28 protein-coding genes are annotated in these 25900 nt (G+C 63.0%); 15 read left to right on the forward strand and 13 right to left on the reverse strand.

Annotated features, from left to right (window positions below; all coding sequences use genetic code 11):
- The first annotated feature begins 3 nt into the window (after positions 1 to 3).
- Complete coding sequence (gene xerD / locus AC07R0_RS13830; protein WP_495105244.1) at positions 4 to 900, forward strand: site-specific tyrosine recombinase XerD; 897 nt, start codon at positions 4 to 6, stop codon at positions 898 to 900.
- A gap of 232 nt (positions 901 to 1132) precedes the next feature.
- Positions 1133 to 1771 carry a hypothetical protein gene (locus AC07R0_RS13835; RefSeq protein WP_495105245.1) on the forward strand — a complete coding sequence of 213 codons (639 nt, stop codon included), beginning with the start codon at positions 1133 to 1135 and terminating at the stop codon, positions 1769 to 1771.
- 34 nt (positions 1772 to 1805) lie between these two features.
- On the opposite strand, the gene AC07R0_RS13840 is transcribed toward AC07R0_RS13835, so the two are convergent.
- From AC07R0_RS13840 to AC07R0_RS13880, 9 genes are read right to left on the reverse strand one after another with little or no spacing between them, the layout of a single operon-like run.
- Positions 1806 to 2684 (reverse strand): Pnap_2097 family protein, encoded by an 879-nt coding sequence (locus AC07R0_RS13840; protein ID WP_495105246.1) that lies wholly within the window; start codon positions 2682 to 2684, stop codon positions 1806 to 1808.
- On the reverse strand, positions 2681 to 3955 hold the full coding sequence (locus AC07R0_RS13845) for an MSMEG_0569 family flavin-dependent oxidoreductase (RefSeq protein WP_495105247.1): 1275 nt from the start codon (positions 3953 to 3955) through the stop codon (positions 2681 to 2683). Before AC07R0_RS13845 ends, AC07R0_RS13840 begins: the two co-directional genes overlap by 4 nt.
- 23 nt (positions 3956 to 3978) lie before the next feature.
- Entirely contained in the window at positions 3979 to 4266 is a 288-nt protein-coding gene (locus AC07R0_RS13850; RefSeq protein WP_495105248.1) for an MSMEG_0570 family nitrogen starvation response protein, read from the reverse strand.
- 23 nt (positions 4267 to 4289) lie between these two features.
- Positions 4290 to 5504 (reverse strand): MSMEG_0565 family glycosyltransferase, encoded by a 1215-nt coding sequence (locus tag AC07R0_RS13855; protein WP_495105249.1) that lies wholly within the window; start codon positions 5502 to 5504, stop codon positions 4290 to 4292.
- Positions 5497 to 6471 carry a sll0787 family AIR synthase-like protein gene (locus tag AC07R0_RS13860; RefSeq protein WP_495105250.1) on the reverse strand — a complete coding sequence of 325 codons (975 nt, stop codon included), beginning with the start codon at positions 6469 to 6471 and terminating at the stop codon, positions 5497 to 5499. The genes AC07R0_RS13855 and AC07R0_RS13860 overlap by 8 nt, the downstream gene beginning before the upstream one ends.
- The gene (locus AC07R0_RS13865; protein WP_495105251.1) at positions 6468 to 7025 is read right to left on the reverse strand and encodes an MSMEG_0567/Sll0786 family nitrogen starvation N-acetyltransferase; all 558 of its coding nucleotides are present in this window, start codon (positions 7023 to 7025) and stop codon (positions 6468 to 6470) included. The genes AC07R0_RS13860 and AC07R0_RS13865 overlap by 4 nt, the downstream gene beginning before the upstream one ends.
- 11 nt (positions 7026 to 7036) lie before the next feature.
- Positions 7037 to 8119: an MSMEG_0568 family radical SAM protein gene (locus AC07R0_RS13870; protein WP_495105355.1), complete on the reverse strand. Its 1083-nt coding sequence runs from the start codon at positions 8117 to 8119 to the stop codon at positions 7037 to 7039.
- Entirely contained in the window at positions 8082 to 9152 is a 1071-nt protein-coding gene (locus AC07R0_RS13875; RefSeq protein WP_495105252.1) for a Nit6803 family nitrilase, read from the reverse strand. The genes AC07R0_RS13870 and AC07R0_RS13875 overlap by 38 nt, the downstream gene beginning before the upstream one ends.
- A 12-nt stretch (positions 9153 to 9164) precedes the next feature.
- Positions 9165 to 9647 carry an MSMEG_0572/Sll0783 family nitrogen starvation response protein gene (locus AC07R0_RS13880; protein ID WP_490589998.1) on the reverse strand — a complete coding sequence of 161 codons (483 nt, stop codon included), beginning with the start codon at positions 9645 to 9647 and terminating at the stop codon, positions 9165 to 9167.
- 345 nt (positions 9648 to 9992) lie between these two features.
- On the opposite strand from AC07R0_RS13880, the gene AC07R0_RS13885 reads away from it, so the two are divergent.
- Positions 9993 to 11384 carry an aminotransferase-like domain-containing protein gene (locus tag AC07R0_RS13885; RefSeq protein WP_495105253.1) on the forward strand — a complete coding sequence of 464 codons (1392 nt, stop codon included), beginning with the start codon at positions 9993 to 9995 and terminating at the stop codon, positions 11382 to 11384.
- A gap of 199 nt (positions 11385 to 11583) precedes the next feature.
- Here the strand turns inward: AC07R0_RS13885 and AC07R0_RS13890 are convergent, their stop codons facing one another.
- Positions 11584 to 13134 carry a sensor histidine kinase gene (locus tag AC07R0_RS13890; RefSeq protein WP_495105254.1) on the reverse strand — a complete coding sequence of 517 codons (1551 nt, stop codon included), beginning with the start codon at positions 13132 to 13134 and terminating at the stop codon, positions 11584 to 11586.
- On the opposite strand from AC07R0_RS13890, the gene AC07R0_RS13895 reads away from it, so the two are divergent.
- The 6 genes from AC07R0_RS13895 to AC07R0_RS13920 all read left to right on the forward strand — a co-directional run bounded on the left by AC07R0_RS13895 (position 13133) and on the right by AC07R0_RS13920 (position 17597).
- Entirely contained in the window at positions 13133 to 14107 is a 975-nt protein-coding gene (locus AC07R0_RS13895; RefSeq protein WP_495105255.1) for a substrate-binding periplasmic protein, read from the forward strand. The two genes, AC07R0_RS13890 and AC07R0_RS13895, sit on opposite strands and share 2 nt — an antisense overlap.
- A complete protein-coding gene (locus AC07R0_RS13900) occupies positions 14061 to 14954 on the forward strand; it encodes a substrate-binding periplasmic protein (protein ID WP_495105256.1) in 894 nt (297 codons plus the stop codon). Before AC07R0_RS13895 ends, AC07R0_RS13900 begins: the two co-directional genes overlap by 47 nt.
- A 179-nt stretch (positions 14955 to 15133) precedes the next feature.
- Positions 15134 to 15403, forward strand: coding sequence for a MoaD/ThiS family protein (locus tag AC07R0_RS13905; protein WP_495074401.1), 270 nt, complete (start codon positions 15134 to 15136; stop codon positions 15401 to 15403).
- 21 nt (positions 15404 to 15424) lie between these two features.
- A complete protein-coding gene (locus tag AC07R0_RS13910) occupies positions 15425 to 16522 on the forward strand; it encodes a WD40/YVTN/BNR-like repeat-containing protein (protein ID WP_495105257.1) in 1098 nt (365 codons plus the stop codon).
- A 130-nt stretch (positions 16523 to 16652) separates the two neighbouring features.
- Positions 16653 to 17096, forward strand: coding sequence for a cyanase (gene cynS / locus AC07R0_RS13915; RefSeq protein ID WP_495074718.1), 444 nt, complete (start codon positions 16653 to 16655; stop codon positions 17094 to 17096).
- A 63-nt stretch (positions 17097 to 17159) separates the two neighbouring features.
- Positions 17160 to 17597: a ribonuclease HI family protein gene (locus tag AC07R0_RS13920; RefSeq protein ID WP_495105258.1), complete on the forward strand. Its 438-nt coding sequence runs from the start codon at positions 17160 to 17162 to the stop codon at positions 17595 to 17597.
- Between the two features lie 22 nt (positions 17598 to 17619).
- Here the strand turns inward: AC07R0_RS13920 and AC07R0_RS13925 are convergent, their stop codons facing one another.
- Both AC07R0_RS13925 and AC07R0_RS13930 read right to left on the reverse strand, forming a co-directional pair.
- A complete protein-coding gene (locus AC07R0_RS13925) occupies positions 17620 to 18555 on the reverse strand; it encodes an AraC family transcriptional regulator (protein ID WP_495105259.1) in 936 nt (311 codons plus the stop codon).
- Between the two features lie 74 nt (positions 18556 to 18629).
- On the reverse strand, positions 18630 to 19670 hold the full coding sequence (locus tag AC07R0_RS13930; protein WP_495105260.1) for an aldo/keto reductase: 1041 nt from the start codon (positions 19668 to 19670) through the stop codon (positions 18630 to 18632).
- 196 nt (positions 19671 to 19866) lie between these two features.
- Here AC07R0_RS13930 and AC07R0_RS13935 point away from each other — a divergent pair, with 196 nt between their 5' ends.
- From AC07R0_RS13935 to AC07R0_RS13960, 6 genes are all read left to right on the forward strand, one after another.
- A complete protein-coding gene (locus tag AC07R0_RS13935) occupies positions 19867 to 20259 on the forward strand; it encodes a DUF1801 domain-containing protein (protein ID WP_495105261.1) in 393 nt (130 codons plus the stop codon).
- A gap of 21 nt (positions 20260 to 20280) precedes the next feature.
- The gene (locus AC07R0_RS13940; protein WP_495105262.1) at positions 20281 to 21099 is read left to right on the forward strand and encodes a class II glutamine amidotransferase; all 819 of its coding nucleotides are present in this window, start codon (positions 20281 to 20283) and stop codon (positions 21097 to 21099) included.
- Positions 21100 to 21174: 75 nt separating this feature from the next.
- Entirely contained in the window at positions 21175 to 21417 is a 243-nt protein-coding gene (locus tag AC07R0_RS13945) for a DUF2789 domain-containing protein (protein ID WP_495098109.1), read from the forward strand.
- Between the two features lie 166 nt (positions 21418 to 21583).
- Positions 21584 to 21994: a YchJ family protein gene (locus AC07R0_RS13950; protein WP_495105263.1), complete on the forward strand. Its 411-nt coding sequence runs from the start codon at positions 21584 to 21586 to the stop codon at positions 21992 to 21994.
- A gap of 274 nt (positions 21995 to 22268) precedes the next feature.
- Positions 22269 to 23270 (forward strand): extracellular solute-binding protein, encoded by a 1002-nt coding sequence (locus tag AC07R0_RS13955; RefSeq protein ID WP_495105264.1) that lies wholly within the window; start codon positions 22269 to 22271, stop codon positions 23268 to 23270.
- Complete coding sequence (locus tag AC07R0_RS13960; RefSeq protein ID WP_495105265.1) at positions 23267 to 24982, forward strand: diguanylate cyclase domain-containing protein; 1716 nt, start codon at positions 23267 to 23269, stop codon at positions 24980 to 24982. The genes AC07R0_RS13955 and AC07R0_RS13960 overlap by 4 nt, the downstream gene beginning before the upstream one ends.
- On the opposite strand, the gene AC07R0_RS13965 is transcribed toward AC07R0_RS13960, so the two are convergent.
- Positions 24962 to 25882 carry a LysR family transcriptional regulator gene (locus AC07R0_RS13965; RefSeq protein WP_495105266.1) on the reverse strand — a complete coding sequence of 307 codons (921 nt, stop codon included), beginning with the start codon at positions 25880 to 25882 and terminating at the stop codon, positions 24962 to 24964. The two genes, AC07R0_RS13960 and AC07R0_RS13965, sit on opposite strands and share 21 nt — an antisense overlap.
- Between the last annotated feature and the right edge of the window lie 18 nt (positions 25883 to 25900).

Below are 25900 nucleotides of genomic sequence, written 5' to 3' on the forward strand. Positions count from 1 at the left end.
TGCGTGAGCACCGACCGAATCGACGCCTTCATCGACGCCATCTGGCTGGAAGAAGGCTTGTCCAAAAACACGCTGGAGGCCTACCGGCGCGACTTGACGCTGTACGCCACCTGGCTGGCGCCGCAGCAGCGCGGGCTGGACGACACGCGCGAGCAAGACCTGCAGGCCTACTTTGCGGCCAAACACGCCAGCACCAAGGCCACCTCGGCGAACCGGCGGCTGACGGTGCTGAAGCGTTATTTCCGGTGGGCCTTGCGCGAGCAGGTTATTACGGTTGACCCCACCTTGAAGCTGCAGCCGGCGCGCCAGGCTTTGCGCGTACCCAAGACCCTGAGTGAAGCCCAGGTGGAGGCCCTGCTGGCCGCGCCGGACGCCGACACCCCACTGGGCCTGCGCGATCGCGCCATGCTGGAGTTGATGTATGCCAGCGGCCTGCGTGTCAGTGAGCTGGTGTTGTTGAAGACCTTTCAGCTCAGTCTGGGCGACGGCGTTTTGCGCACCATGGGCAAGGGTAGCAAGGAACGCCTGGTGCCGTTTGGCCAGGTGGCTGCTGAGTGGCTGGAGCGTTATGTGGCCGAGTCCCGGCCCGAGATACTGGACGGCAAGCAGACCGACGACCTGTTTGTTTCCTCGCGTGGCAACAAGGCCGGCCGCGCCATGTCGCGTGTCATGTTCTGGATGCTGGTGCGCAAATACGCGCTGGCCGCCGACATCCATGTGGCCTTGTCACCCCACACCCTGCGCCACGCCTTTGCCACGCATTTGCTGAACCACGGCGCCGACCTGCGTGCGGTGCAGATGCTGCTGGGGCATGCGGATATTTCGACCACCACCATCTATACGCATGTGGCGCGCGAGCGGCTGCACAGCTTGCACGCCAAGCACCATCCGCGGGGGTGATTGCCGTTTGCTTTTGCCCATCCAGGTAAAGTCTTTTGCGAAACGACAAAAGAGCACCAGGATCGCCGTATGAGGTTCGGCGGCTGTGCTCAAGCTATTTTTACAAGTTTGAAGGAAGTGCTACATAAAAAGTAGCTGCTTGCCCTTTCAATGTCTGCGCTATTACCCATAATTCCCTGAGCGAATAGCGTAAAAAAGAGCGCTTGCTTAGCTCAAATCTTAGGTCTCAAAAATGCAATCTGCTGCTGACTATATGCTTCGAACGGAAAGTGCTGTACGCCTGCTCTTTGAAGGCGTCGGCTCATATCTCACTGTCTTAAAGAAGGCAACGTGCGTCACGTTCGTGACCAGCGAACCATACGGTCCGAAGCAAGACGCAGAGTTTGCTGCATGGCAGCTAGAAAACGCGGAGCGCTTGTCAGCGGCACGAGCGGCTGAACGTGAGTTCATAGCCGAATCGTTTGCACTTGATACCTTGTGTGGTGCGATTCTCCAGGTGGCCGACAAGGCTATCGAACTCTACGGCTCAAATGAAACCATGCCTTCCGGCTTGCCTGCTGTATTGAAAACCCATCACGCGAAGTTTTGTGTGGGGAGGATCGTAAGAACAGTTCCTCTCGGTCTAATCGTCTACGCGGCGAGAAATCAGCATACTCACTTTAACGATGAGGCTCTCAGGGAGCCTGGCGCGTCCGTATTCCATCTTCTAGCCACCGCACACGGCTATGGTGAAGGACAAGTAATTATTGACCCTGCGTTTGATCTGACCAATCAGAGTCTCTCGAGTTTCGCTAGTAACGTGACATCTTTGATAGGGTGGCGTTCCTATGAAAAATACGCTGAAGACATGCGCGCGATGCTTGGTGCCTAGCTCGTGATGGCTGCGCCGCCGACGGCATCGAGGTTTAGACGCGCACAGCCGCCTGCCTTTCCGTCGCGTACACCGGCGCCAACTTGCGGGTGAAAACCTGGGCGATGAGCGCGCCATCGGACTTGCGTTGTAGCGTGCTGCGGTGGCACAGCATGCCCTGGTCCGCTGCCTGTGACTGCAGCTGGATGCGTACGCTGTCGCCCAGGTCCAGGTTGCCGTGGAACACCAGTTCACGTTCGCGCAGCGCTGCCGGCCGGCCCGGTGGCTGGGTGTGCAGCATCCAGGCCCACTCGGTGCGGTCCACCATGGCCTGGAAGGTGCTGAAGTACAGCAGGTCGGCTCCGTTGAAATCGTTGTTGGGGCAGGGGGTGAAGTTCAGCGTATAGGCGGGCTCATTTGCAAGCGTGGGTTCCATGGCCCGGTGCGCATGGCCCCGCTGCACGAAGGCTTCGGCGGCGGCCCATAGTTCGGGGTCTGGCGCGTACCTGCCGGCATCGGCCATGGCCGCGCGCACCACGCTGCGGTTGCTGCCCGATTGGGCACGGCGCACAAACACGGACAGCATTTCCACCCGTGCTGCAGTTTGACCCTGCGCATGTAGCACATGGCGGCTGTAATGCTGGGCTCGGCCCACGGCCAAGCATTGGCTGGCGATGGTGAATACATCGTTCTCACCGATCTGCTCCAGCCTTCCACCTGTGATACGCACCAGGGTGAAGGCGGCGTAGACCTTGTGGCCCTGCGTATTGCGGAACTCCGGCCGCGGCAGGCCCTGGGCTTGGGCGATGCCCTGCCAATGGCGGTCGCCGCATTCTTTGAGCAGCCAGTTTTCCGACAGTCCGTTGACGTTGAGCTGCGGCATGCCGGCGGTATAGCGCCCGACCTGCGGTGCTGTAGATGCATGGATGGTCATGAGAGTAGTTCGGCCATTTCGGGTGCGTGGTGCGGTTCGGCTGTGCGTGCTTCAATCTGCTCCGCCAGGTACAGCGCATCGCGCGCCACACCTGAAAAGCGGCCCGAGCCCCAGGTGTGCAGCCAGGGCAGGCCCAGAAAGTACAGCCCAGCCTGGGCCGTGACGCCGCGCACATGGCTGGGCTGGCCACGGCCATTGAACACCGGCAGGTCCAGCCAGCCAAAGTCTGGCTGGAAGCCTATGCACCAGATGACCGACGCTATGCCTGCCTCGCGCAGGTTCAGCGCCGGGCGTTCTTCACTGGGGTGCCAGGGGGCGGTGTAGACCTCGCCGGGCGGCGCATCAATGCCGGCTTTGGCGATGAATTTGTCGATACTGGCGTTGATGCCGTTGTAGATGCGGTCGGCGTGGTCCAGGTTCTCCGCCAGGTTGGGTTCGAACTGCAGTGTCTCGCCGTCCAGTCCGGTCAGCAGGCCATACAGCTCCATGCCCTCAGAAGCGAATTTGCGCAGGTCGATATCGCGCCCCCCGTCGCGGCCGGTGACGTAGTGGTTGGTGTTGTCGCGCACGCCCTCGCGCAGCGGGTGCTCGTGCACCGGCATGTCGTAGTAGCCCATGTCGGCCAGCCAGTCCACCACGTCCTTGCCGCGGTAGAAGCGCGCGCAGCGCGGGGCGTTGCCCGTGGCCAGCACCACTTTGCGGCCGGCCAGGTGCAGGTCCTCGGCGATTTGCGCGCCCGACTGGCCGCAGCCTACCACCAGCACCGTGCCTTCGGGCAGGGCCTGCGGGTTGCGGTACTGCTCGGAATGCAGCTGCAGTATGTCGGCCGGCAGGCGCTCGGCCATGCGCGGGATGATGGGCTGGTGGTAGCCGCCTGAGGCCACCACCACCTGGTCAGCGGTGTAGCTGCCGGCCGAAGTCTGCACCTCAAAGCCCTGCGAGCCGCGTCGGCTGACGCGCTGCACTGCCACGCCTTCACGCAGCGGGGCGTTGACGTGTTTTTTGAAGCCCTCCAGATAGGCCAGGATTTCCTGCTTCTTCATGAAGCCATGCGGGTCCGGACCGGCATAGGGCCAGCCGGGCAGGGCGCATTGCCAGTTGGGCGTGACCAGGCTGAAGGCGTCCCAGCGCTGGTTGCGCCAGGCGTGCATGGGTGTTTGCTTCTCGATCACCAGGTGGTCGATGCTGCGCTGCTGCAGGTAGTAGCTGAGCGACAGACCGGCCTGGCCGCCGCCGACGATGACGACGCTGTGGTGGGGTGTTTGGGACATGGAATTTCCTATGGATTTGGGGGTTATTCGTGGAAGGCCAGCACTTCGACCTCTGCGTCTGGCGTGGCTTCAAAGCGGGCTGCGGTTTGCTCCAGCTGGGCCAGTTGGTCCATGGCGGAGGAGCAGCTGAAGCCAAACTTGGCGCGTACCCGCTCGGAGGCAATGTTCAGCGCCTCGCGCACCTGTGCCATGAACTGCGGCAGCGGGTAGCGCGAGCCGGGCTGGAAGTAGTCCTTGATGACCAGCGATGGTGAATAGCAGTGGCTTTGCGTGGCGTCAGGCCAGCGGATATCGAAATGCATGGCGGGCATGGGGGTAGGGCTCCAGGTCGGGGTTAAACAGAAAATGCGGCCGCCGTGGCATGGCGGGCCAGGGCCAGGTGGGCGCGGTACAGGTCGGCATGGCGTGCGGCGCTGGCCGCCCAGCCAAAGCGCAGGCAGACCGCCGGGGTGCGTACCAGAGACTGCTTCCAATGCGGCGCCAGCGCAGCCCGCATGGCCTGAGCGATAGACGGGGCGGACATGGGGTCAGCCCAGCAGCAGTCGGCATCCGCCAGGTATTCGGTGAATGGCGCCTGGCGCGACACCACCACCGGTGTGCCGCTGGCCAGCGCTTCCAGCACCACCAGGCCAAAGCCTTCGCGTAGCGATGGCATCGCCAGCGCATCGGCGCGGCGAAACAGCGCGGGCATGTCGGCATCGGGCAGCGCACCGGTCAGCACCAGGTCGCGGCCCGGCCCGGCCTGCAGGCCATGGCTGGCGGCCAGGACCTGGAACTCGCGGGCATAGCCGCTGTGGTCCAGCAGACTGGAGCCGCCCGCCAGCACCAGCTGCGCCTGCGGGTGCTGGGCGCGCAGCAGCACAAAGGCCTGCAGGATGCGCAGCGTGTTCTTGCGTTCTTCCACGCCGCCTACGGCCAGTAGCAGCGGCGCAGCCGTGCCGCCACGCAGGCCCCAGCGGGCGGCCAACGTAGCGTCGGTGGCGTTCGGGTGGGGCGTGTAGCGGTTGCAGTCCACGCCGTTGTGCACCAGGGCGGCATCCACGCCATGCTCGCGGCGCAGCAGGTCGCACCACAGCTGGCTGACGCACAGCACCTGCTGTGCGGCCAGAAAGCCGCGCTGCTGCCAGGCCGCCAGCCGGGCATCGTCAAATTGGTCCAGGTGGTGCACGGTGCGTACAAATTCGTTCACCAGGCCCCGTGCCTGCAGGTCGGCCAGTGCATTCGCGCCCAGCGGGTCCTGGGCGTGGAAGATGTCGAACTGTTCTGCTTGCAGCAATGGCGCGAAGTGTGTTTTGAAGGCTTCAATACGCGAAGCCACCATATCCACCATGCCACCGGGGGCGGGTGCCACTGGCACCAGCTGCAGCCGGCACGGCAGCGGGCGGAACATGGTTTGGCCGGGCAGGGCGGGCGCGAACACCGTCACCGCATGGCCTGCCCGGTGCAGCGCATGCGCCAGTTCCAGGGTGTGCACCACGCCGCCGCGCGGCAGCACGGAATGCGTCAGCAGCGCAATCTTCAGCGGCGGTGGCGAGCCGATGTCACGCATGGGCCAGCTCCTGCGGCGGCAGGATGAAGCTTTGCTGCGCCACGTTCCATAGCAGGCAGCGCTCTTCGCCCTGGTGCAGCCAGACCTCGGGCGCGGCCTGCACGCTACCCACGCCAGTACAGGCAATGCCCCGGGCGTGGAAGCGTGCGCATACCGCCTCGGCCTGTTCGGGCGCCACGCTCAGCACAAAGCCGTAGCTGGGGAAGGACTGCAGCCAGCGCAGCAGCGGCACGCCTTCTGGGCGGGGAATGGCGTCTAGATCGATATGCGCGCCCACGCCCGAGCATTCCAGCAGCATCAGCGCCGTGCCTATGGCGCCGGCCATGCTGATGTCTTTCGCGGCAGCGCACAGGCCGTCTTCGGCCAGCAGGGGTAGCAGCTCCAGGTCGGCGCGCAGGCGCTCGTCGGGGGCGCCGGTGGATGCATTCCAGTAGGGGTGCGGCTCCTGGTAGGCGCCGCGCAGGTCTACGGCCATCAGCAGGCGCTGGCCGGGCTGCGCATCAAAGCTGGTCAGCAGCTTGCGCGCCCGACCCAGTATGGCCACGGCCAGCTGGCCTTTGTCGCTGCGGTGGTTGGTGTGGCCGCCGACGATGGGTACGCCGTAGCGCCGCGATGCCTCGGCCATGCCGGTCAGTACCAGAGCGCTGTTGCCTTGGCCCTGGCTCCAGATGGCATCGACCACCGCGATGGGCCGCCCGCCCATGGCGTAGATATCGCTCACATTCACCATCACGCCGCAGTAGCCGGCAAACCAGGGCATGGCCTGCACAAAGTCGTCCACGAAGCCTTCGATGGCGAACAGCAAGTAACCATCGCCGTCAGGAATGGCTGCGCAGTCGTCGCCCAGGGCTACGGCGGTGTGGGCCGGCAGGCCCTGGCGCAACAGGGCCATGGCGTCGCCGATGTCGCGCTTGTGGGCAAAGCCGCGCCCAGCGCGCAGTGCTGCGGCCAGCTCGTGCAGCGTCATGCCGCGCTCCGGCTGGGTACGGCATAGCCCCACAACGGGTCGTAGCAGGGTGGGTAGTGGTCCAGGTCGGCCTGCATCAGGTCGTGCGGCCGGCCGTGCAGGGTTTCCTGTTGCAGTACCTGCCAATGCAGGCGTTTGAACAGCGGGGTGTTCTGGCTTTGCACATGGGCCAGAAAGATGCGGCAGCCGCGTGCATGCGCGCTGCTGACGGCCAGGCGTATCAGCGCTGCGCCCAGGCTTCCGTGGCGGCGAAAAGCCGCGTCCACCGCCAGCCGCGAGCCCCACCACAGGCCGGGTTCGCTGCTATGGATGCGCACCGTACCCACCACCTGGTCGGGCATGCCGCCAAGCTGCGACACCGCCACCAGGGTTTGCGCCTGGGTGTCTATGGCATCGGTGTCGTCGTCCACAAACACGGCTTGCTCGGTACAGAACACGTCGCGCCGCACACGCCGGGCCTGGGTGATCTCCCAGGCGCTGTCGGCCCACTTCACGCGGAAGGCACGGGGACGGTAGTCTTGCGGCAGATCGCACAGGGGCTCGGTGGTCAGCATGGCGTGGCCTTTCAGGCGGACTCAAAAACGGACAGGGATGAGCAGGCGCCGCATTTGCCGCAGCCGGCCTTGATGTCGGTCGAGCGCAGCCCGGCCTGCGCCACCATGGCGCCCAGCGGCTTGAGCAGGCCCTGCATGAATTCGGCCGATGGCGCGGGGTGGTCTTCCAGCGGCGTGCCGCTGATGGGTACAAAAGGTACGACGAAGGGGTACACGCCCAGCGCCAGCAACTGCGCCGAGATGTCGAGAATGGCATCCTGGCTATCGCCCAGGCCGGCCAGGATGTAGGTACTGACCTGGCCCCGGCCGAACACGCGCACGGATGCTTCGAAGGCCTGCATGTAGCGGCTGATGGGCACCTGGGCCTTGCCGGGCATGATCTTTTCGCGCAGCGCGGGAGTGACCACCTCCAGGTGCATGCCCAGCGTGTCGATGCCCGCGTCCTGCATGCGCTGGAACCAGCGGTCGTCGTCGGGCGGCTCGCACTGGGCTTGCAGCGGCAGGTCCACGGCGGCCTTGATGGCCTGGGCGCTGTCGCACAGCACCTGGGCGCCGCGGTCGGTGGCATTGGGCGTGCCGGTGGTCATCACCATGTGCTTCACACCGTCCAGCCGCACGGCAGCAGCGGCCACCTCGGCCAGCTGGGCCGGGCTCTTGTGGGCAATGGTGCGGCCTGCCGCCAGCGATTGGCCTATGGCGCAGAACTGGCAGGTCTTCTTGCGGCTGGCGTAGCGTATGCACTCCTGCAGCACGGTGGTGGCCAGCACGTCCGAACCGTGCAGGGTGGCGATGTGCGAATAGGGCACACCCTCGGCGGTTTTCAACCCGTAAAAGCGCGGCGCGGGCGGGAAGGCTATCTGCGCGATGGGGATGCTGCCGCGCGTCAGCGCGCTGCGGCCCTGCGCATCAGGTGCCTGGGCCACAAAGGGCGAGTTCCAGGCGCTGGAGGTATGCACCGGCACCATGATGGTGTGGCCGTCCACCACCACCGCCTTGTGGTCGGAAGGGCCGGCGCCGCCCTTGCGGCTGGCCACGCCCGCGTGTTCGGCGCTGGGGTCAGCCAGCCGCAACCCGAAGGACTGCAGCTCGGTCATCAGCTGCTTGCTGGCGGGCGATGGGCTCAGGTTGGGCGTGTGCATGGTCGGGACTCCGTGGGGCAAAAGTAGTAGGCGTTGAATGGGCGTGCATGGCGTGCATGGCGTGCGTGGGCTGAGCTGGCGCATCGTTGATGGCCAGGCTCAGCAGCTCGGGGCGGGCGTAGTGGCCCACCGAGTCCATCATGCGTTTGCGCTTGGTGATCAGGGCCATGTCCAGGTCGGCGATCACCATGCCTTCGCCCTCGGTCAGCGGCGGCGCCAGGTGCTTGCCTTCGGGCGAAATGATGGCCGTGTGGCAGCCGCCGCGCAGTGCCTTCTGCAGGCTGGCGTCGGGGGTGATGGACTGGATTTGCGCGTCTGTCAGCCAGCCCGTGGCGTTGATGACAAAGCAGCCGGACTCCAGCGCGTGGTGGCGGATGGTGACTTCCATCTGCTCGGCAAATATGGGCCCCACTAGCGAACCGGGGAACTGCGCGCAGTGGATTTCCTCGTGCTGCGCCATCAGGCTGTAGCGGGCCAGCGGGTTGTAGTGCTCCCAGCAGGCCAGGGCGCCGACGCGGCCCACGGCGGTGTCCACCACCTTCAACCCGGCGCCGTCGCCCATGCCCCAGACCATGCGCTCGTGGTAGGTGGGGGTGATCTTGCGGCGCTTGAGTGCCAGGCTGCCATCGGCGTCAAAAATGAGCTGGGTGTTGTACAGGCTCCCAAAGTCGCGCTCGTTCACGCCCACGACTACCACGATGCCGTGGGCCCGGGCACGCTCGGCCACAGCGGCAGTCACCGGGCCGGGCACCACCACCGCTTGCTCGTACAGCTTGAGGTGGGGTGCGCCTTGCAGCACCGGCGGCAGCACGAACGAGAAATAGGGGTAGTAGGGCATGAAGGTCTCTGGGAAGACCATGATCTGCACGCCCTTGGCAGCGGCCTCGTCGATGGCCCCGCACACACGCTCCAGCGTGCCCTCGGGGCGTTCCAGGTCCGGCGCGATCTGCACCGCTGCGGCACGGACGGTACGTGGTGTGGAAGCCATCGTCGTGTGTCCTTACAGAGTCCAGGTGTCCAGAATGACCGCGTTGGCCTTTTTGTGCAGCAGCACAATGTCCAGCACATCCAGCGGGTTGATCGGGCGTATGCCTTCGATCAGTGCGCCTTCGCCGTGGCCGTACAGCGCTTGTAGTGCGAAGCGGCAGGCGTAGACCTTGCCGCCCTCGGCCATGAATTTGGTGATCTGGTTGTTGAAGTTTTGGTGACCGGGGAAGGCCTCGTCGCCCAGCGTGGGGAAGCCGCGCTGCACGCCCAGCGTGACGCCAGGGCCGTACAGCAGTACCGAGGTCTCGAACCCCTTGCGCAGCAGGCGGGTGGCTTGCAGCAGGTTGACGAAGCCGATAGAGCCTTCAAACGCCACGGTGTGGAAGGTGACCAGGGCTTTCTGGCCCGGGTCGGCCTTCACGTCTTCAAAGACCTTTTCTTCGTAATCGACCAGGAAATCGCCTTTGGCGTTTGCGGGCTTGGTGACTTTGGGCATGGAAATACTCCGTTAAAAGCGGGTGGATGAAAGGGATGCGCCCCCAGCTTTTCGCATGCTCTGTGCCACCGAAAACGCAATGCCATGCAATCAAGTCGCCATCAACCAAGCCAGGCGCATGCGGGCCGTTCGAAATATTTTTTTCAAGCCTGTATGAGGGGGATTGGTGGGTAAAAAAGCGCACTGCTTTGATGCGATTTCCGTGCGATCAATGCACCCGATAAAGTGGTTTTGTGCACCTGCAAGATGCGCAATCAGTACCCGTGCCGGGTGCGAAACTTGCGTCATTGATTGCATGCACATGCGATCAATGCATGCGATCAAGTTAAACGAGCCGGTAACGCCATGAAAAAAACCCCCGTCCACTGGATCAAGAAGCTGCAAAAGAGCGACAAGCCTGCCTATCTGCTGATGGCCGACTTAATCGCAGACGATGTGCGCACCGGCCGCCTGGTGGCGCGCGACCGCCTGCCCACGCTGCGCGAGCTGGCCGAAGACCTGGGCCTGAACTACACCACCGTGGCGCGCGGTTACAGCGAGGCGCGCAAGCGCGGCCTGATCGACACACATGCGGGCATGGGTACCTTTATCCGGGGCAGCAGCCCCAGCCTGCCGCTGCGCGGCGGCAGCGCGGCCGAGATGACCATGAACCTGCCGCCCGAACCGCAAGACCCGGCGCTGCTGGCGCATATGCACGACACCGCCGCCGGTGTGATGGCCAGCGCCGACCTGTACGCCTTGCTGCGCTACCAGGACTTTGGCGGCAGCACGCACGACCGTGCGGTGGCCGCGCACTGGCTGCGCCGCCGCCTGCCGGCTTGCCGGGTGGAGCAGGTGCTGGTCTGCCCCGGCATCCACAGCGTGCTGACGGCGCTGTTCTCGCAACTGGCCCGGCCCGGTGAGCTGGTGTGTGTCGAGGCGCTGACCTACCCGGGCGTGAAGGCGATTGCCGCCCAGTTGGGGATACAGCTGCACGCGCTGCCGTTGGACGATGACGGCCCGAGTGCCGAGGCCTTCGAGCACGCCTGCAAAACCTTGCACCCCAAGGCCCTGTACTGCAACCCCACGCTGCTGAATCCGACCACGGCTACCGTCAGCCGCTCGCGCCGCGAAGCCCTGGCCGATGTAGCGCTGCGCTACGCCATCCCCATCATCGAAGACGATGCCTACGCCATGCTGCCGCTGGACATGCCGCCCACCATGGCCGCGCTGGCCCCGGGCCTGACCTACTACGTTACCGGCTTCGCCAAATGCTTTGGCGCCGGCCTGCGCAGCGCCTATGTGTGCGCGCCCGGTGACCGCCAGGCCCAGCGCCTGGCCGGCGCCATGCGCGCTACCACGGTGATGGCCTCACCCTTCACCAATGCGCTGGCCACCTTCTGGGTGGAAGACGGCACGGCCGAGGCCATGCTGCAGGCCATACGTGCCGAGTGCACGGTGCGCCAGGCGGTGGCTGAGCGCTACCTGGCGCCCTACGGCATGCTGGGCCATCCGCAGTCCTTTCACCTCTGGCTGCCGGTGAAAGAGGGCTGGAGCCCGGTCGAGTTCGCAGCCCATTTGCGCAGCCAGGGCGTGGGCGTGGTCGCCAGCGCAGCCTTCTCCACCGATGGCGACCCGCCGGATGCCGTGCGCATCTGCCTGGGCGGGCCGACCAGCCTGGACGATTGCGAGCGCGGCATGCATCTGGTGGCCGACACCTTGCTGCACCCGGTGCACCACCACGCTACCAACCTTTGACTTCTTGTAGACGCCTATACCGTCACCCTGGGTGCTATGGATTTATGGAAAAAAGTTAGGTGTCAAATAGGCCACTTGCGCATATATCCTCTGCGGTAGGTGCTACAAAAAAGATACTTTTTTCATCCATCCAGCCAGGAGCAAGCGCCTGCCGTACAGGGCTCTTTGAGGCTTCTGGCGGGTGGGTGCCTGCTTTCCGCTAAGCAGGGGCGGGGTCGCGGTGCGCCGCCACCCTGGGTATCCTCAGCATGAAGACGGTACCTTGCCCCAGGCTGGATTCCACATCGATGGTTCCGCCGAGGAGGCCTGATAGCAGGCTATACACAATACTCAGCCCCAGGCCAGATCCACCGGCACCCATACGGGTGGTGTAGAAGGGGTCAAAAATCCGGGACACATTCTCAGGCGCAATACCCGCTCCATCATCCGATACGGTCAAGATGATCTGCTCGTCGGCCTGTGCCGCGCTGATGCGCACCGTACCTTTATGGTGTTCAGAGAAAGCATGCAGAACGGCGTTTTCAAACAAGTTGCTGACGATCTGCCCCACCGCGCCTGGATAGCCTTCCATCTCAATGCCTTCGGGTACATCAATCTGAAGTTGTACCGACGCGTATTTGCGAACCACCGATACGGATGCCAGGGTTTCTCGGATCACTTCCTTCAAGTCGAAGCGTCTGCGCCGCAGGCTTGTCTGGTCTACCGCGATCTGCTTGAAATCCTGGATCAAACTGGCCGCCCGGTTGAGGCTGTTGATCGCAATTTCGGCGCCTTGCGCTACCTGCTCCAGGTATTGCTTGAGCTGGGTTTTGGTAAGGCCCTGGTCCATGCTTACGAGAAACTCCTGGGTCTGCCCAACAATCGTGCTCATCACCAGCAGGCCATTCCCGATGGGTGTGTTCAGCTCGTGGGCTACGCCGGCCACCAGTGAACCCAAGGAGGCCAGCTTCTCGGACTGGATCAGGCGATCTTGCGCCTGCTTCAAATGTTGCAGGGCTTCCTCCAAATGGGTATTGGCCAGGCGTACTTCGGTGGTGCGCAGAAGCACCCGTTCTTCCAGCGCGTCTACCGATTGCGCGAGTGCTATTCGCATGCTGTCGAGCTGTAGGCTTAAAACCCCGAACTCGTCTTGGCGCAGCGCGGGCACGGCCGTGCTGAGGTCACCTGTCGAAATTGAGGCGGCACTGGAGCGCAGCAAGTTCAACGGCCGGTGAACCCGCCGGTTCAACCATATGCTGATGAGCAGAAGAGACGCCACAAATTGACAGCCCACCACAGCCGCCAGCAACCAGGACGAATTGAGTGCCTCGCTTTGGGCTGAATCTGTGGCATAGGCGAGGCTGACTTCGCCCAGCGGGGTACCCTCCTTGTCAATTTGCCTGCTGACTTTGATGGCGGTACTGCTGGGGTTCTGCGGACGATGAAACTCCAACAACATCGCGCCCGTGGCGTCATGCACCTCCACCCAGCTCACTGAGGTATCAGCCACTACGGCTTGCAGCAAGGGATGTGCGGTATCCAGCGCCACATTCCAGAGCGGCAACACCAGGCCAGCTTGTAAAAGATCGGCAAACTTCTCTGCCTTGGCCCGCGCATCGACGTCGATGGCTTTTTGCCAGTTGAGGGTCAATAAAACCAGAATGGCGATCGCACCCGGAATCACCAAGGCCAACATCAGGACGACGAACAAATCGCGCCGAAGACTGCTGGTGGGCTTGCTGTCTACCACGAGCGGCTGCGCCGGACCCATGTCAACAGCAGCCCCAAGGGCATGTGTTTTTCGCAGTGTTTTTAACGGCTGTTGCCGGCTGGTTCGGGCGCATCGGCAAATTGTCGGGCACTCCTACCAGGGGGTCAATTGGACTACTGGTTTATCCTGCCTTGCCAAAACACAAGCCCCCGCGTTCAATGAAAAAGTATCTTCTGCAATATCCTTTGACGGCGCGCAGTTCTACTTGGATGGCTGCATGAATACATACCGGAAGCATTTTTTCTCGCTCGCCATCTTGGCTGCCAGCATGGCAGGCGAGTGCGCCCCTTGGGTGTTGCGTGCTGCGGCCCAAGAGGGGTCAGCTCCAAAATTCATTGTGTCGAATGGCACCGCGACCGGGCATTGCCCCGATATCTTGCATGCGATCGAGCAGGTCGATAAGGACCTGCGTTTCAGCATTGCACCCATCGCCATGCCAATCAAACGGATTGAGAAAGAGATCCAAGCGGGGACGCAGGACATTATGTGCGCCTTGCTTGAGTCTCCGACCCGTAACGAGATTGCCCAGCGAGTTTCCACGCCCGTATATACCGTGCGTGAACGCCTGGTTGGTTTGCGTGACGATGAACAGGCCATCTTCGGATTTGATGATCTGGCCCGTGTTGGAGGCTTGGTGGCGACCCAGAACGGAGCCAGCTACGCCCAAAAGTTGCGAGAGCACCAGGTCAAGGTCGATGAATCCAGCAGTTCCGTGGCTCTGCACAATATTGTCAGGAAGCGGGTTCGCTATTTCTACATCAATGAACTGACGGCCATCTACTACATCAAGGCCGAAGATCTGGAGGACAAACTTTATCTGTTGCCGGTCATCATGGGACGAACCCAAAGTTATCTGTGGGTCGGGCGGCAGGTAGACCCCGAGGTGTTTCAAAAGCTGGATGCCGCGCTGGCCAAACTCAAGAAAAATGGCACGCTGGACCGCATCTATCGCAGCTACGGCGGTACAAATTGAAGGGCTTTCTCTTGCTTGGCAATCGAGCAGCTATCGAAAAACCGAGGTTGTCAAAATGAGCAGCTTGTTTTCACGTTGCAGTGGGTTTGCACTTTTTTTGCTGTGCCATACCGCTGCCGTAGAGGCCCATTGCAGCAAGCTCATCGTGACCGCCGATCCGTCATATCCACCCATGCATTGGTATGACGGCGAGCACCTTCAGGGTGCCAGCATAGAAATTGCCAAGCGCGTCCTGGACGAATTGAAGATACCTTACGAAGTGCGCTACGTTGGCCCCTTTGCGCGGCTCGTCAAGCTCGCTGAACGCGGCGAGGTCGACATGGTTGCCACGCTTAAAAAAACACCCGAGCGCGAGCAGTTTCTGCTGTTCACCAAGACGCCCGCTCTGTCCAATCCGGTGGCGGTGTTCCAGTCGCGCGAGCACCCATTTCCCTTCCAAGGTCGGGGTGACCTGATCGGCCGCAAAGGCGGTATCACCCGTGGCAATATGTTTGGTGATGATTTTGATAGTTTTCTCAGCACCAAGCTCAATGTGGAACCCGCAGACAACCCGGAAAGTAATTTCAACAAACTGAAACTGGGGCGCATCGACTACTTCATCACCGGCTACTACGTGGGTATGGCCTACCTGCTCAAACGTGGCGACGAGCAACGCTTTATCCCAACGTCGCCGTATGTGGTGGACACCCCCAACTATCTTGCGCTCACGCAAAAAGGCAATTGCGGCGACAAGCTGGATGCCATCGATGGCAAGCTTGCCCAGCTGACGAAGTCTGGCGTGATTGACGAACTGGTCAAGCTGAGCTTTGCGCGTTGGAAAGCCCATCCGACGGTGGTCGAGAAATAAGAGCGCCCATGGCAATAGTGCTATTTATTTTGATGAAATTCATAAATGTTGAATAGCCTTCCAGCGCAGGTAGTACCTGCGCTGGCAGCTATCAAAAAGATACCAATTTCTTCAAAAAAATCACGCTGCGGGTAAGCCCCGCGTTGACCAGCACGGGCGCGCTTCGCACAATCCGGCCCATGGTTACTGTGGAATTCGCCCCCAGCCTGCGCCGGCATATCGACGTGCCGGCCCAGCAGGTCGCCGCCGGCCCGCTGCGCGCCGTGCTAGAGGCGGCGCTACAGGCCGCGCCGGCGCTGGGCCACTACGTGTTTGACGACCAGCGCACGGTGCGCAAGCATGTGGCGGTGTTCGTCAACCAAACCCTGGTGCATGACCGCGTGCGGCTGGACCTGCCCGTGGCAGCTGGCGACAAGGTGCTGGTGGTGCAGGCCCTGTCCGGCGGATGAGCGCCTTTTTTTGAAAGCCCAGTGATGCATACCTTGCTTGTTGGCACCCGCAAAGGCCTGTTTACCGTGCAAGGCACGGGCAAGGCCTGGCAGATACGCGACCACCACTTTGCAGGCGAGCCCGTCAGCCAGGTGCTGGCCGACCCGCGCGACGGCAGCTGGCTGGCCGCGCTGCGTATGGGGCATTTCGGCGTCAAGCTGCGCAAAAGCTTGGACCACGGCGCGCATTGGACCGAGATCGCGGCTCCGGCATTTCCAACCAAACCAGTCACTGGCTCTGACGCGGACGACCCCACGCCCTGGAGCGTGGACACTATTTGGTCCCTGGCTGCGGGTGGCGCCAGCCAGCCCGGAACGCTTTGGGCCGGCTGCCTGCCGGCGGGCTTGTTCCGTTCGGACGATGGCGGCCAGAGCTGGGCGCTGAACCGCCCGCTGTGGGACGAACCGCGCCGCCGTGCGTGGTTTGGCGGTGGCTACGACGTGGCCGGCATCCATTCCATCCTGGTGGACCCGCGCGATGTGCAGCACATAAGCCTGGGCATTTCCTGCGGCGGGGTCTGGCAAAGCCGTGACGGCGGCGCCAGCTGGAGCCTGACGGCCGACGGGATGCGCGCACCCTATATGCCCGAGGGTAGCCAGGAGGACGGTAACACGCAGGACCCGCACCGCATGGTGCAGTGCGCTAGCGCACCCGATGTGCTGTGGGTGCAGCACCATGGCGGCATTTACCGCTCGACCGACGGCGGCCAGCAGTGGCAGGCCATCGCAGCGCCCGCACCTTCGGGCTTTGGCTTTGCCGTGGCCTGCGACCCGGGCAATTCGCAACGCGCCTGGTTTGTGCCCGCGCAGGGTGACTACTGCCGCATACCGGTAGATGGCCGCGTGGTCGTGACCCGAACCGACGACGGTGGCCAGAGCTTTCAAACCTTTGACCACGGCCTGCCAAGCGCACATGCCTACCACCTGGTGTACCGCCACGGCCTGGACGTCAGCGCCGATGGCCAGACCCTGGCCATGGCGTCCACCACCGGCGGCCTGTGGCTGAGTGCGGACGCGGGGGAGAGCTGGCAGTGTGTGTCGAACGATTTGCCGCCGGTGGCCGTGGTGAGGTTTGCGTAGGTCTTGTTTTTGCTTGCAGTGTGCTTGCTATGGATTTGCAAGCGAAATCCATAGATGAAAACCGCTGCTGGCGCAGGATATATCTGCGTTGGCTGCTATCAAAATGGATGCAAATTTTCAAAAGGACGCCATGAACCGCAACGACATCACAGAGAAGATCATCACCGTCAAGGTCGCCAAAGGCATCCAGTGGGCCGCCGTGGCCAAGAAGGTGGGCCAGTCCAAGGAATGGACGACAGCAGCCTGCCTGGGCCAGATGACCTGCACGCCCGAGCAGGCCAAGGTGATAGGCAAGATCTTCGGCCTGAACAGTGAGGAGCAAAAGTGGCTGCAGGTGGTGCCCTACAAGGGCTCGCTGCCTACGCCCGTGCCCACCGACCCGCTGATCTACCGCTGGTACGAGATCGTCAGCGTGTACGGCACCACGATCAAGGAGTTGATCCACGAAGAGTTTGGCGACGGCATCATGAGCGCCATCGATTTCAGCATGGACATCACCCGCGAGCCCGACCCGAAAGGCGACCGGGTGAAGGTGGTGCTGTCGGGCAAGTTCCTGCCGTACAAGACTTATTGAGGCCTATTGAGGCCGGGAAGCGGTGCTGCATCCTGCAGAATGCGGCACTACTGAAAACGGCTTATGGACCCCTGGATTGTTTACTGTGATGGCAGCGCCGTGCCCAACCCCGGCCGCATCGGCCTGGGCGCCGTGATGGTCGCACCCGATGGCACGCGCCACACCCTGTCCCAAGCGGCGCACACCCATGGCTGCAACAACGAAGCCGAGCTGCGCGCGCTGATGGCGGCGCTGCAGGCGCTGCAAGCCTTTGGCGCCCACGCGCTGCGTATCCATTGCGACAACAGCGTGGTGGTGGCGCAAATCTGCAGCCCCCAGGCCAAACCTATCGTGCGCCTGGCCGCCTTGTTTGACGCGGCGCGGGCGCTGTTCCAGTCGTTCGAACAGGCCGAGCTGCTGTGGATACCGCAGCACCGCAATGCCGAGGCGGATGCACTGGCCCGGGCTGCGCTGGGGATTACCGCTCCGCGCGTGGCCAAGATGGCCAAGAAACGACGCTAGCAGCGGCATCAAACGATGGCTGCTATACGCCGTCCGTGTTGAATCTCCCCGCAACTTGTTTGCGGAATTGGGTCGGTGTCATGCCCTTGACTTCCAGAAAGCGGCGGTTGAAGTTGGCCACGTTGTTGAAGCCAACGGCATAGCACACGCTGGATACATAACTGTCGCGTTCCATCAGCAACTGGCAGGCTCGGTTGACGCGCAGGCGGTTCACAAAGTTGGTGAAGGTCAGGCCCGTGGCCTTGCTGAAGAAGCGCGAGAAAGCACTTTCGCTCATGCCGACCAGGCCGCTGACTTCACCTACCGACAGCGCCTGGGCGTAATGCTCGTTTACATGCGAAATCACTTTGTTGACCACCGAGAGCGTGTCGTCCGAGCCGTTGAACGCCACATGGTCGGAGGACAGCAGCCGGTAATCCTGGCAGCGGTTCAGCAGGCACAGCAGGCTCGCGAATTCGGCAAAACGCTCCAGGCCGTGGCTTTGCTTGATGCGGTAGAAGCGCTCGCGCACCGCCTCGCTCAGCCCGAAGAATTCAATGCCATGAAGGGCCCGTTCCAGCAAGGGCAGGGTTTCTTCGAGTTCGCTGATGGCGCGCATGCCGTCGCGCAGCGGCGCCTCGCGGAACTGGATCACCAGGCTGCGCACCGCCAGGCCATCGGGCGGCAGATCCGTCGAAACCCAGTTGTGTGGCACGCGCGGACCGGTCAGCACCAAGTGGCCAGGCTCGAAGAAGCCGACGTAATCGCCCACAAAGGCCTGGCCGCGTGCGCCCACGATCAGTTGCAGCTCGTATTCGTCATGGCAGTGCCAGCGCTCCAGCGGGGTGGGGCTGCCGTGCTCGACGCAGCGCACAAACTCTTTGCCAATGTCCGCCTCATAGCCCAGACGCGGATCGCGCAGCAGATCGTGCTCGACCTCGGGGGCTATGTTGCGGCGGGTGGACAGAACTTGCTTCATGGCGTGCGGCCTCAGGCCATCATGGGCGCATCTGGGGCTCTACGAAGGCTACTGGGGCTACGGAGATGTGCTCTTTATACGGCATGGGTGGGCGCATCGGTGCGCACCAGGCCCGCGGCTTTCAGTTCATCCCATAGTGCGGCTGGTATCGGCAATGTCATCCAGCGCGCGTTCTGCTCGGCCTCGGCGCGGGACTTGGCCCCGGGGATCACCGTGGCCACCGAGGGATGGCCCAGCACGAACTGCAGTGCCGCAGCGGCCAGCGGCACCTGGTGGGCGGCGCAGATTTGTTCAATCTTGGCGACCTTGGACTTGATCTCGGCGGTGGCTGGAAGGTAGTTGTAGCGTGCATCGGGAGTCGCGCCGGTCACCAGAATGCCGGAGTTGAACGGCGCCCCAAGGATCACCGAGACCCCTTCCTTCACGCAGCGTGGCAGGAAGCTATCCAGCGCGCCCTGTTCCAGCAGGGTGTAGCGCCCGGCCAGCAGAAAGCAGTCGAATGGGCCCAGGTCCATCAGGTCTTCACAGGCTTCAAACTGGTTCACGCCGGCGCCATATCCACCGATCACACCGGCGCTTTTCAGCTCCTGCAAGGCCTTCAGCGCGCCGGTTTCCACGGTCTTCAGCGCGGTACGGTAGTTCTCGCCCTGCGACCACTCGTCGCAGTCGTGGATCAGAAGCAGGTCGATGCGGTTCATGCCCAGGCGCTGCAGCGAGTCCTCGAACGAGCGCATCGTGGCGCTGTAGGAGAAATCAAACTGCGGCGCGAACGGCAACTCGTCCACAAAGATGCCGCCCTCGGACGGCTTGAGCTTGGCCGGCGGCACGCGGCCATGCGGCTTCAACAGCCGGCCAACCTTGCTGGACAGCACGATGGATTCACGCGGCAGCGCCCGCAGCGCGTCGCCCAGGCGACGCTCCGACAGGCCGTGGCCATACAAAGGCGCGGTGTCGAAGTAGTTGACGCCGGATTGCTGGGCCGCCAGCACCGTGTCTTTTGCCACATCGTCGGGTACGGCGGCATAGAGGTTGCCCAGCACATTGCCGCCGAAGCCGAGGGTGGTGATATGAACGTCGGTATTGCCGACTTTGCGTTGTTGCATGGCGATGGTCATGGTGTGAGTCGTGAGAAAGAGGCAGGCGAGTGCACCAACGATAAATAAAAACAGGGCCGCGCCCGGTACGCATCTGCGCGATGCTGGTACGTATCTGCCGTCGTCGGTGCAGGAATACCCCAGCTTGAAATAGCCCACCCAGGACGAGACGGTACGATGTCAGGCATCGGCAAGATGCCGGCATGCGAGGACGGACATGGCAAAGAACCTGGCGAACCCTGGCGAATCCGCCGCCGAGTTGATAGACGCGCGGATCGCGGCACTGGACGGCTGGCGCGGCCAGATGCTCGCGCACATGCGTGCGCTGATCCTGCAGGCCGCCCCTGGCGTGGTGGAGGAATGGAAGTGGAGCGTTCCGGTCTGGTCCCTCGCCGGCATCATCTGCACTGGCGAGGCCTACAAGAGCGCAGTAAAGCTGACTTTTCCCAAGGGCGCGTCGCTGCCGGACCCTGCTGGTCTGTTCAATTCCAGCCTGGACGGGAAGGTCCGGCGGGCCATCGATTTGCACGAGGGGGACGCCATCGACGCAGAGGCCTTCAAGGCGCTGGTGCGCGCAGCTGCGGCGCTGAACCAGGCCCAGGTCCGGTAGCCGCCTGCCGAGTCTGCAGCCATGTGCGAATTACTAGCCTTGTCTACCTCCGAGCCGGCGCAGCTGACGTTTTCATTGAAGACGCTGGCCTCGCGCGGCAGCGCCACGGGCGGCGTGCACGATGGCTGGGGCGTGGCCTTCTACCAAGGTGTGGATGTGGCGCTGTTCCGCGAGCCGCTGGCCGCGGGGGATAGCGCACTGGTGCGTTACCTGGAAACCCAAGGGCCCTGCACCTACCTGGGTATCTCGCATATCCGCCACGCCACCCAGGGCAGTGTGGCATTCGTCAATACCCAACCGTTTGTGCGCGAGCTGGGTGGGCGCACCCACAGCTTTGCCCACAACGGAACCTTGCGCCAGCTGGAAAGTGGCACCATGTTTCCGCTGGCTGGGCACCACCCGGTGGGCCAGACAGATTCGGAATACGCGTTTTGCGCACTCATGGCACGCATGCAAAACCTGTGGGCCACTGGCAGCGTGCCCAGCCTGGAGGCGCGCATGGCGCTGCTCACGGAGTTTGCGGCCGATCTGCGCAGGCTGGGGACGGCCAACTTCATGTATTCGGACGGCGATGCCTTGTTTGCCCATGCCCACCGGCGTATCCATGATGGCGCTGATACCGCAGACCCCCCCGGTTTGTGGATGCTGCAGCGCCACCGCATACCGGCCGAACCTTCCACCACGCACGAGCATGGCGTCGCCATCGACGCAACAGAGCACAGCGCCTTGCTGATTGCCAGCGTGGCGCTGACCGACGAGGCCTGGCGCCCATTGGAGGAGGGCGAGCTGGTGGCGGTGCGCGAGGGCATTTTGCTGGCGACGCAGCAGGGCATGCGGTAACGCGCCAGCGCGGGCGGTGCTGTAGTTGTCCAGGCAGGTATCGCCGGACGGCTGTAAATGCGTTAAGGTAAGCATATGGACATATCTACACACCAGTTTCATGGGCTTTTTGCACAGCTGGGACTTCCCTCGGACCCGCAGGGCATTGCCAATTTCATCGCCACGCATAGCCCCTTGGCCAGCCATATTGCTTTGCCGGATGCGCCGTTTTGGTCAGCAGCCCAGGCTACGTTTCTGCGCGAAGCCTTGTTGCAGGACTCCGATTGGGCCGAGCTGGCCGACCAACTGAGCGAAGCCCTGCGGGCGCCGGGCGCCTGAGTAACCAAAGACGCACAAGAAATAGGCCGCTAGCCTATATGCTGCCTGCGTGGGCAGCAATCATATTTATAGCGTTTTGGTGACACACTTTGCATATGCTCCGGCAAGCTCGCCGGAGCCCGGCGCGGTTTAGCGTGCCGGTAGCCAGCATTGAAAATACAACCCCATGAAGAAGAATTTGCATCCGGCCCATGCGCCGTGCCCCTGCGACAGCGGCAAACCTTACGCTGAATGCTGTGCGCCTTGGCACAAGGGCATGGCAACCGGCGACTACGCGCCCACGGCGGAGGCGCTGATGCGCTCGCGCTACAGCGGTTACGTGCTGGGTTTGCTGGAATATTTGCTGTTTACCTGGCATCCGTCCAGCGCACCGGGCGATTTGGAGCTGGCCCCCGTCAAATGGCTGGGGCTGGAGGTGCGCCATGCGATGGAGTCTGGCGACGCTGGCGTGGTGGAGTTCGTGGCCCGTTGCCGCGACAACGGCCGAGCCCAACGCATGCATGAAACCAGCCGCTTTGTGCGCGAAGACGGGCGGTGGTACTACATCGACGGGCAAATGCACGGGCCGGCAGACTAGCGCGGGCAGATTTCCGGGTATTTGCTATGCTATTAATAGCGTTTGACGCACGCAGCATTTGCGCTACACCTGGATTTTTTTCAAACTTACAAGGTGTACAAAAGTCGCCAATGTGACAAAAAAGCGGCTTTCCTGACTTCACAGCTAAGATGATAGGCAGATGGCGGCAATCTGGCACGGTGGATGCTGGACTGAGGGTCATACGCTAGGTAACATCCGTTTACATATGAACTGGGCCTCTTTCAAACGCCGTAATTTCTGTCTGACGCTTGCAATGCTGCTTCCGGTGGTGTCACGTGCAGACCAGACTTTGCGCGTACTGGCCTGGCCCGGTTATGCCGACCCGGACATCGTCAAACAGTTCGAGCAGCGCGCCCAGGTGCGGGTCGAGGTGACCACCATAGACTCCGATGCGGACATGTGGCAAAAGATCCGCACCAACAACGCGCAGGACTTTGACCTGTTCGCCGTCAATACGGCCGAGCTGCAGCGATACATCAAGCAGGATCTGGTATTGCCCATCCCCCTGCAGGACGTCCCTAATCTGTCGCGCCAGCTGACGCGCTTTCGCAACCAGGATGCCATACCCGGCCTGCGACGCAACGGCAATACCTATGCCATTCCGTATACCTATGCGGAGATGGGCTTGATTTACGACCGCAAGCAGATGCCGCAGCCACCGGATTCGCTGGCTGCATTGTGGGACACGCGCTGGAAGGGCAAGGTCGTGGGCTACAACGGCGGTGCGCACAGCTTTTCTCTGGCGGCGCAGATGCTGCGCCTGAAGTCGCCATTCCAGATTGATGACAAAAGCTGGGGGCCGGCGGTAGAGCAACTGGTGGCTCTGCGCCGTAATGCAGCGGGCTTTTACACCCAGCCTGAGGAGGCCATGGCGCTGTTCAAGGCGCGCAAAGCCGCCTTGCTGTTCGCCAACTTTGGCCACCAGCAGCTGCAGCTAATGCAAAAGGCCGGCATGGACGTGGGTTACGTTATTCCCAAAGAGGGGGCCCTGGCCTGGCTGGACTGCTGGGCCGTGACCCGCGGCGCTCGCAACCCGGCGCTGGCGGCTGCCTGGATCAACTACATGCTGGAGCCCGAGCCTGGCCAGGCCCTGGTCAGTCGGCAAGGCCTGGCCAATACCACCACGGCCTCTGCCGGCGAGCGTGCCGAAGACCGCCTGGTATGGCTGGAGCCGGTCGAGAGCGAGGAGCGGCGGGATCTGCTATGGACCCGCATCATGGCGGGCGACCGCATCAGCAAGGTGTTGGCTCCATGAGGTTTGGCATCGCCGCCAAGCTGGCCCTGCTGTTGGCGTTGGTGGGTTTCTTGGCAGCGGGTGTGACTGGTTTCTACGCCTACCGAGCCAGCCGCGACCTGCTGGTGGACGCGGCCCAGAACAAGCTGCTGACGGCCACCCAGGTGCTGGCGCGCCGCATCACCCTCACACGTCAGGAGATTTCGCGCACCCTGGAGGTGCTGGCCCACCACCCGGCTGCGGTGTCCACCCTGCAGCACCCGGATACGGCGCTGGAGGACCAGCTCGCGACCCTGTTCCAGCTGCAGATGCAGGCCAATCCGGCCTACAGCCAACTACGGCTGATTTCTGCCAGCGACTTTGGCTTGGAGCGTGTGCGGGTAGATCGCAACAACGGCACGGTGGCGCGAGTGCAGGGCGACAACCTGCAGGAAAAGGGCCACTACACCTATGTTGCGGAGACGTTGAAGCTGCCGGCGGGCTCCACCTATCTGTCGCCCATCACCATCAACCGCGAAGCCGGCAGCGATGCCGGGCGGGACCTACCCATGCTGCAACAGGCCATGCCGGTGGTGGATGCAGAAGGGAACGCCGTGGGCGTGGTGGTGGTGAATGTGGATTTGAACGGCATGTTTGCCCTGCTGTCGGCGGATCTGCCGGCGGCCTACAAGGTGTTTCTGGCGAACAGCGAGGGTGACATCCTGGTCCACCCGGACAACAGCAAGACCTTTGGCTTCGAGCGCGGCCGGCGCATGCTGGTACAGGACGAGTTCTTGCCAACCCGGGCCGTGGTGCAACGCGAGCAGGAACACGTGGTGTTCGAGGATCGTGGCGGCGACTATGCGGGGGCGCCGGTGGTGGCCGCGTTCATTTCCCAGTCCACCCGGCTTTCGGCCAATGAGAGCCGGCTTATCCTGGGCTTGGCCCAGCCGCTGGAGCAGGTGCTGGCGCAGTCGCAGCAGCTGGGCTCCACCGTGGTGAAGATCGTGGTGGGTTTGTGCCTGGCCTGCCTGTTGCTGGCGATTGTGCTGGCCCGTATCTGGACGCGGCCGATCAACCACATGACGGTGGCCGCGCAACGCATTGCCAACGGCCTGCCTCCGGAAAAGCTGCCCCTGCAAAGCCGTGACGAGATCGGTCTGCTGGCACGTAGCTTCCACAAGATGCATAGCCAGATCACCCAGCAGCTGGCGGACCTGAAGGACAACCAGGAAGAGCTGGAACATCTGGCCCAGCATGACATGCTGACCGGCCTGCCAAACCGGCGTCTGTTCCAGGAGCGGCTGGAGCAGGCCCTGGCCCATGCCCGCCGTTACCAGCAGCAGGTGTGCCTGTTCTTCATCGATCTGGATGCGTTCAAGGCCGTCAACGACCGCCACGGCCATGAAGCCGGTGACGTGGTGCTGGTGAACCTGGCGCAGCGCATGCTTTCCCTGGTGCGTGAAGTGGACACCGTGGCCCGCCTGGGCGGTGATGAATTCGTGGTGCTGCTGGGCGCTGCCGTGCCCGATGAAGGCCTGATCGCCATCGCCGAAAAGTTGCTGAACGGCATCAAGCAACCCATGACGGTGCGCGGCAAGGTACTGCAGCTGACGGCCAGTATCGGCATCAGCCGTTACCCGCAAGACGGGCAGACGGCCGGCGAGCTGTTGTCCAGTGCAGACAAAGCCATGTACGAGGTCAAGGGTTCCGGGCGGAACAGCTTCCACCAGTCATCCATCCTGCCCCTTTGATTCCGTGGGCAGTGCAGCGCACTGGACTGCGACAAACTCGCGCAGCAGGCGCAGGGCCGGGGTGAGCTGGCGCCGGTCGGGCAGCACCATGTACAGGGGGGCGGCCTCGGTATCCCAGTCGGTGCACAGAGCCTGCAGCGTGCCGTCTGCCAGTGCCTGGGCCATGTCCAGCCGGGACTTGTAGGCAATACCGCGCCCGGCAATGGCCCAGCGGCGCACCAGATCTCCATCGTTGGCCACATGGCCTCTGCCCACCCGTACCGTGGTGGGATGGCCGTTGTGGCTGAACTCCCAGCGGTCGTTCACGTCTTCACCCAGCAAAAAGCACAGGCAGTCGTGCTGGGCCAGGTCGGCTGGCGTGGTGGGTGTGCCGTGCCGTTGTAGGTAGGCCGGCGAGGCGCACAGTACGCGCCGGTTGTCCAGGGCGACGGGTAGAGCCACGAGGCTGGAGTCGGGTGGCTCGCCGTAGCGGAAGGCCGCGTCCACCGGTTCGCTGAAGATGTTTGCCATGCGGTCAGATACCTGCAAGCGAAAGCGCACCTGCGGGTGCTGGTCCTGAAAGGCATCCAGCCAGGGCAGTAGCAGGTTGCGTCCCAGATCGGACGCAACGGCCAGGCGCAGCATGCCCTGTACCTGCTGGCGGCCCGTGGCCAGGGTCTGCTGGCCTTCACGCAAGGTGTTCAATGCCAGGCGGCAGTGCTCCAGGAAAACCGCGCCCTCGGGCGTTAGGCGCAGGCTGCGCGTGGAGCGCACCAGCAGTGCCATCTGCAGCTCGGCCTCCAGCCGCTGCAGGGCCGCACTGGCAGCTGCGGGGGTGATATCCAGAGCCCGGGCGGCGGCGGACATGCTTCCCGCATCCACGGTGCGCACAAAGATGTCCAGGTCTTGCAAGGCTTTCATTTGCAAATTTTATTTGAA

The organism is Rhodoferax sp. GW821-FHT07F03, assembly GCF_059418745.1.

Excerpts from the sequence above, each read along its gene's own strand:
- AC07R0_RS13955 (WP_495105264.1), top strand. The coding sequence starts at position 22,269 with ATGCTGCTTCCGGTGGTGTCACGTGCAGACCAGACTTTGCGCGTACTG.
- AC07R0_RS13870 (WP_495105355.1), bottom strand. The coding sequence starts at position 8,119 with ATGACCGAGCTGCAGTCCTTCGGGTTGCGGCTGGCTGACCCCAGCGCC.
- AC07R0_RS13840 (WP_495105246.1), bottom strand. The coding sequence starts at position 2,684 with ATGACCATCCATGCATCTACAGCACCGCAGGTCGGGCGCTATACCGCC.
- AC07R0_RS13835 (WP_495105245.1), top strand. The coding sequence starts at position 1,133 with ATGCAATCTGCTGCTGACTATATGCTTCGAACGGAAAGTGCTGTACGC.
- AC07R0_RS13865 (WP_495105251.1), bottom strand. The coding sequence starts at position 7,025 with ATGCTGACCACCGAGCCCCTGTGCGATCTGCCGCAAGACTACCGTCCC.
- AC07R0_RS13905 (WP_495074401.1), top strand. The coding sequence starts at position 15,134 with ATGGTTACTGTGGAATTCGCCCCCAGCCTGCGCCGGCATATCGACGTG.
- AC07R0_RS13875 (WP_495105252.1), bottom strand. The coding sequence starts at position 9,152 with ATGGCTTCCACACCACGTACCGTCCGTGCCGCAGCGGTGCAGATCGCG.
- AC07R0_RS13925 (WP_495105259.1), bottom strand. The coding sequence starts at position 18,555 with ATGAAGCAAGTTCTGTCCACCCGCCGCAACATAGCCCCCGAGGTCGAG.
- AC07R0_RS13920 (WP_495105258.1), top strand. The coding sequence starts at position 17,160 with ATGGACCCCTGGATTGTTTACTGTGATGGCAGCGCCGTGCCCAACCCC.
- AC07R0_RS13860 (WP_495105250.1), bottom strand. The coding sequence starts at position 6,471 with ATGACGCTGCACGAGCTGGCCGCAGCACTGCGCGCTGGGCGCGGCTTT.
- AC07R0_RS13935 (WP_495105261.1), top strand. The coding sequence starts at position 19,867 with ATGGCAAAGAACCTGGCGAACCCTGGCGAATCCGCCGCCGAGTTGATA.
- AC07R0_RS13880 (WP_490589998.1), bottom strand. The coding sequence starts at position 9,647 with ATGCCCAAAGTCACCAAGCCCGCAAACGCCAAAGGCGATTTCCTGGTC.
- AC07R0_RS13850 (WP_495105248.1), bottom strand. The coding sequence starts at position 4,266 with ATGCCCGCCATGCATTTCGATATCCGCTGGCCTGACGCCACGCAAAGC.
- AC07R0_RS13845 (WP_495105247.1), bottom strand. The coding sequence starts at position 3,955 with ATGTCCCAAACACCCCACCACAGCGTCGTCATCGTCGGCGGCGGCCAG.
- AC07R0_RS13940 (WP_495105262.1), top strand. The coding sequence starts at position 20,281 with ATGTGCGAATTACTAGCCTTGTCTACCTCCGAGCCGGCGCAGCTGACG.
- AC07R0_RS13945 (WP_495098109.1), top strand. The coding sequence starts at position 21,175 with ATGGACATATCTACACACCAGTTTCATGGGCTTTTTGCACAGCTGGGA.
- AC07R0_RS13885 (WP_495105253.1), top strand. The coding sequence starts at position 9,993 with ATGAAAAAAACCCCCGTCCACTGGATCAAGAAGCTGCAAAAGAGCGAC.
- AC07R0_RS13900 (WP_495105256.1), top strand. The coding sequence starts at position 14,061 with ATGGCACGCTGGACCGCATCTATCGCAGCTACGGCGGTACAAATTGAA.
- AC07R0_RS13890 (WP_495105254.1), bottom strand. The coding sequence starts at position 13,134 with ATGGGTCCGGCGCAGCCGCTCGTGGTAGACAGCAAGCCCACCAGCAGT.
- AC07R0_RS13960 (WP_495105265.1), top strand. The coding sequence starts at position 23,267 with ATGAGGTTTGGCATCGCCGCCAAGCTGGCCCTGCTGTTGGCGTTGGTG.
- AC07R0_RS13950 (WP_495105263.1), top strand. The coding sequence starts at position 21,584 with ATGAAGAAGAATTTGCATCCGGCCCATGCGCCGTGCCCCTGCGACAGC.
- cynS (WP_495074718.1), top strand. The coding sequence starts at position 16,653 with ATGAACCGCAACGACATCACAGAGAAGATCATCACCGTCAAGGTCGCC.
- AC07R0_RS13930 (WP_495105260.1), bottom strand. The coding sequence starts at position 19,670 with ATGACCATCGCCATGCAACAACGCAAAGTCGGCAATACCGACGTTCAT.
- AC07R0_RS13895 (WP_495105255.1), top strand. The coding sequence starts at position 13,133 with ATGTCAACAGCAGCCCCAAGGGCATGTGTTTTTCGCAGTGTTTTTAAC.
- AC07R0_RS13855 (WP_495105249.1), bottom strand. The coding sequence starts at position 5,504 with ATGCGTGACATCGGCTCGCCACCGCCGCTGAAGATTGCGCTGCTGACG.
- AC07R0_RS13965 (WP_495105266.1), bottom strand. The coding sequence starts at position 25,882 with ATGAAAGCCTTGCAAGACCTGGACATCTTTGTGCGCACCGTGGATGCG.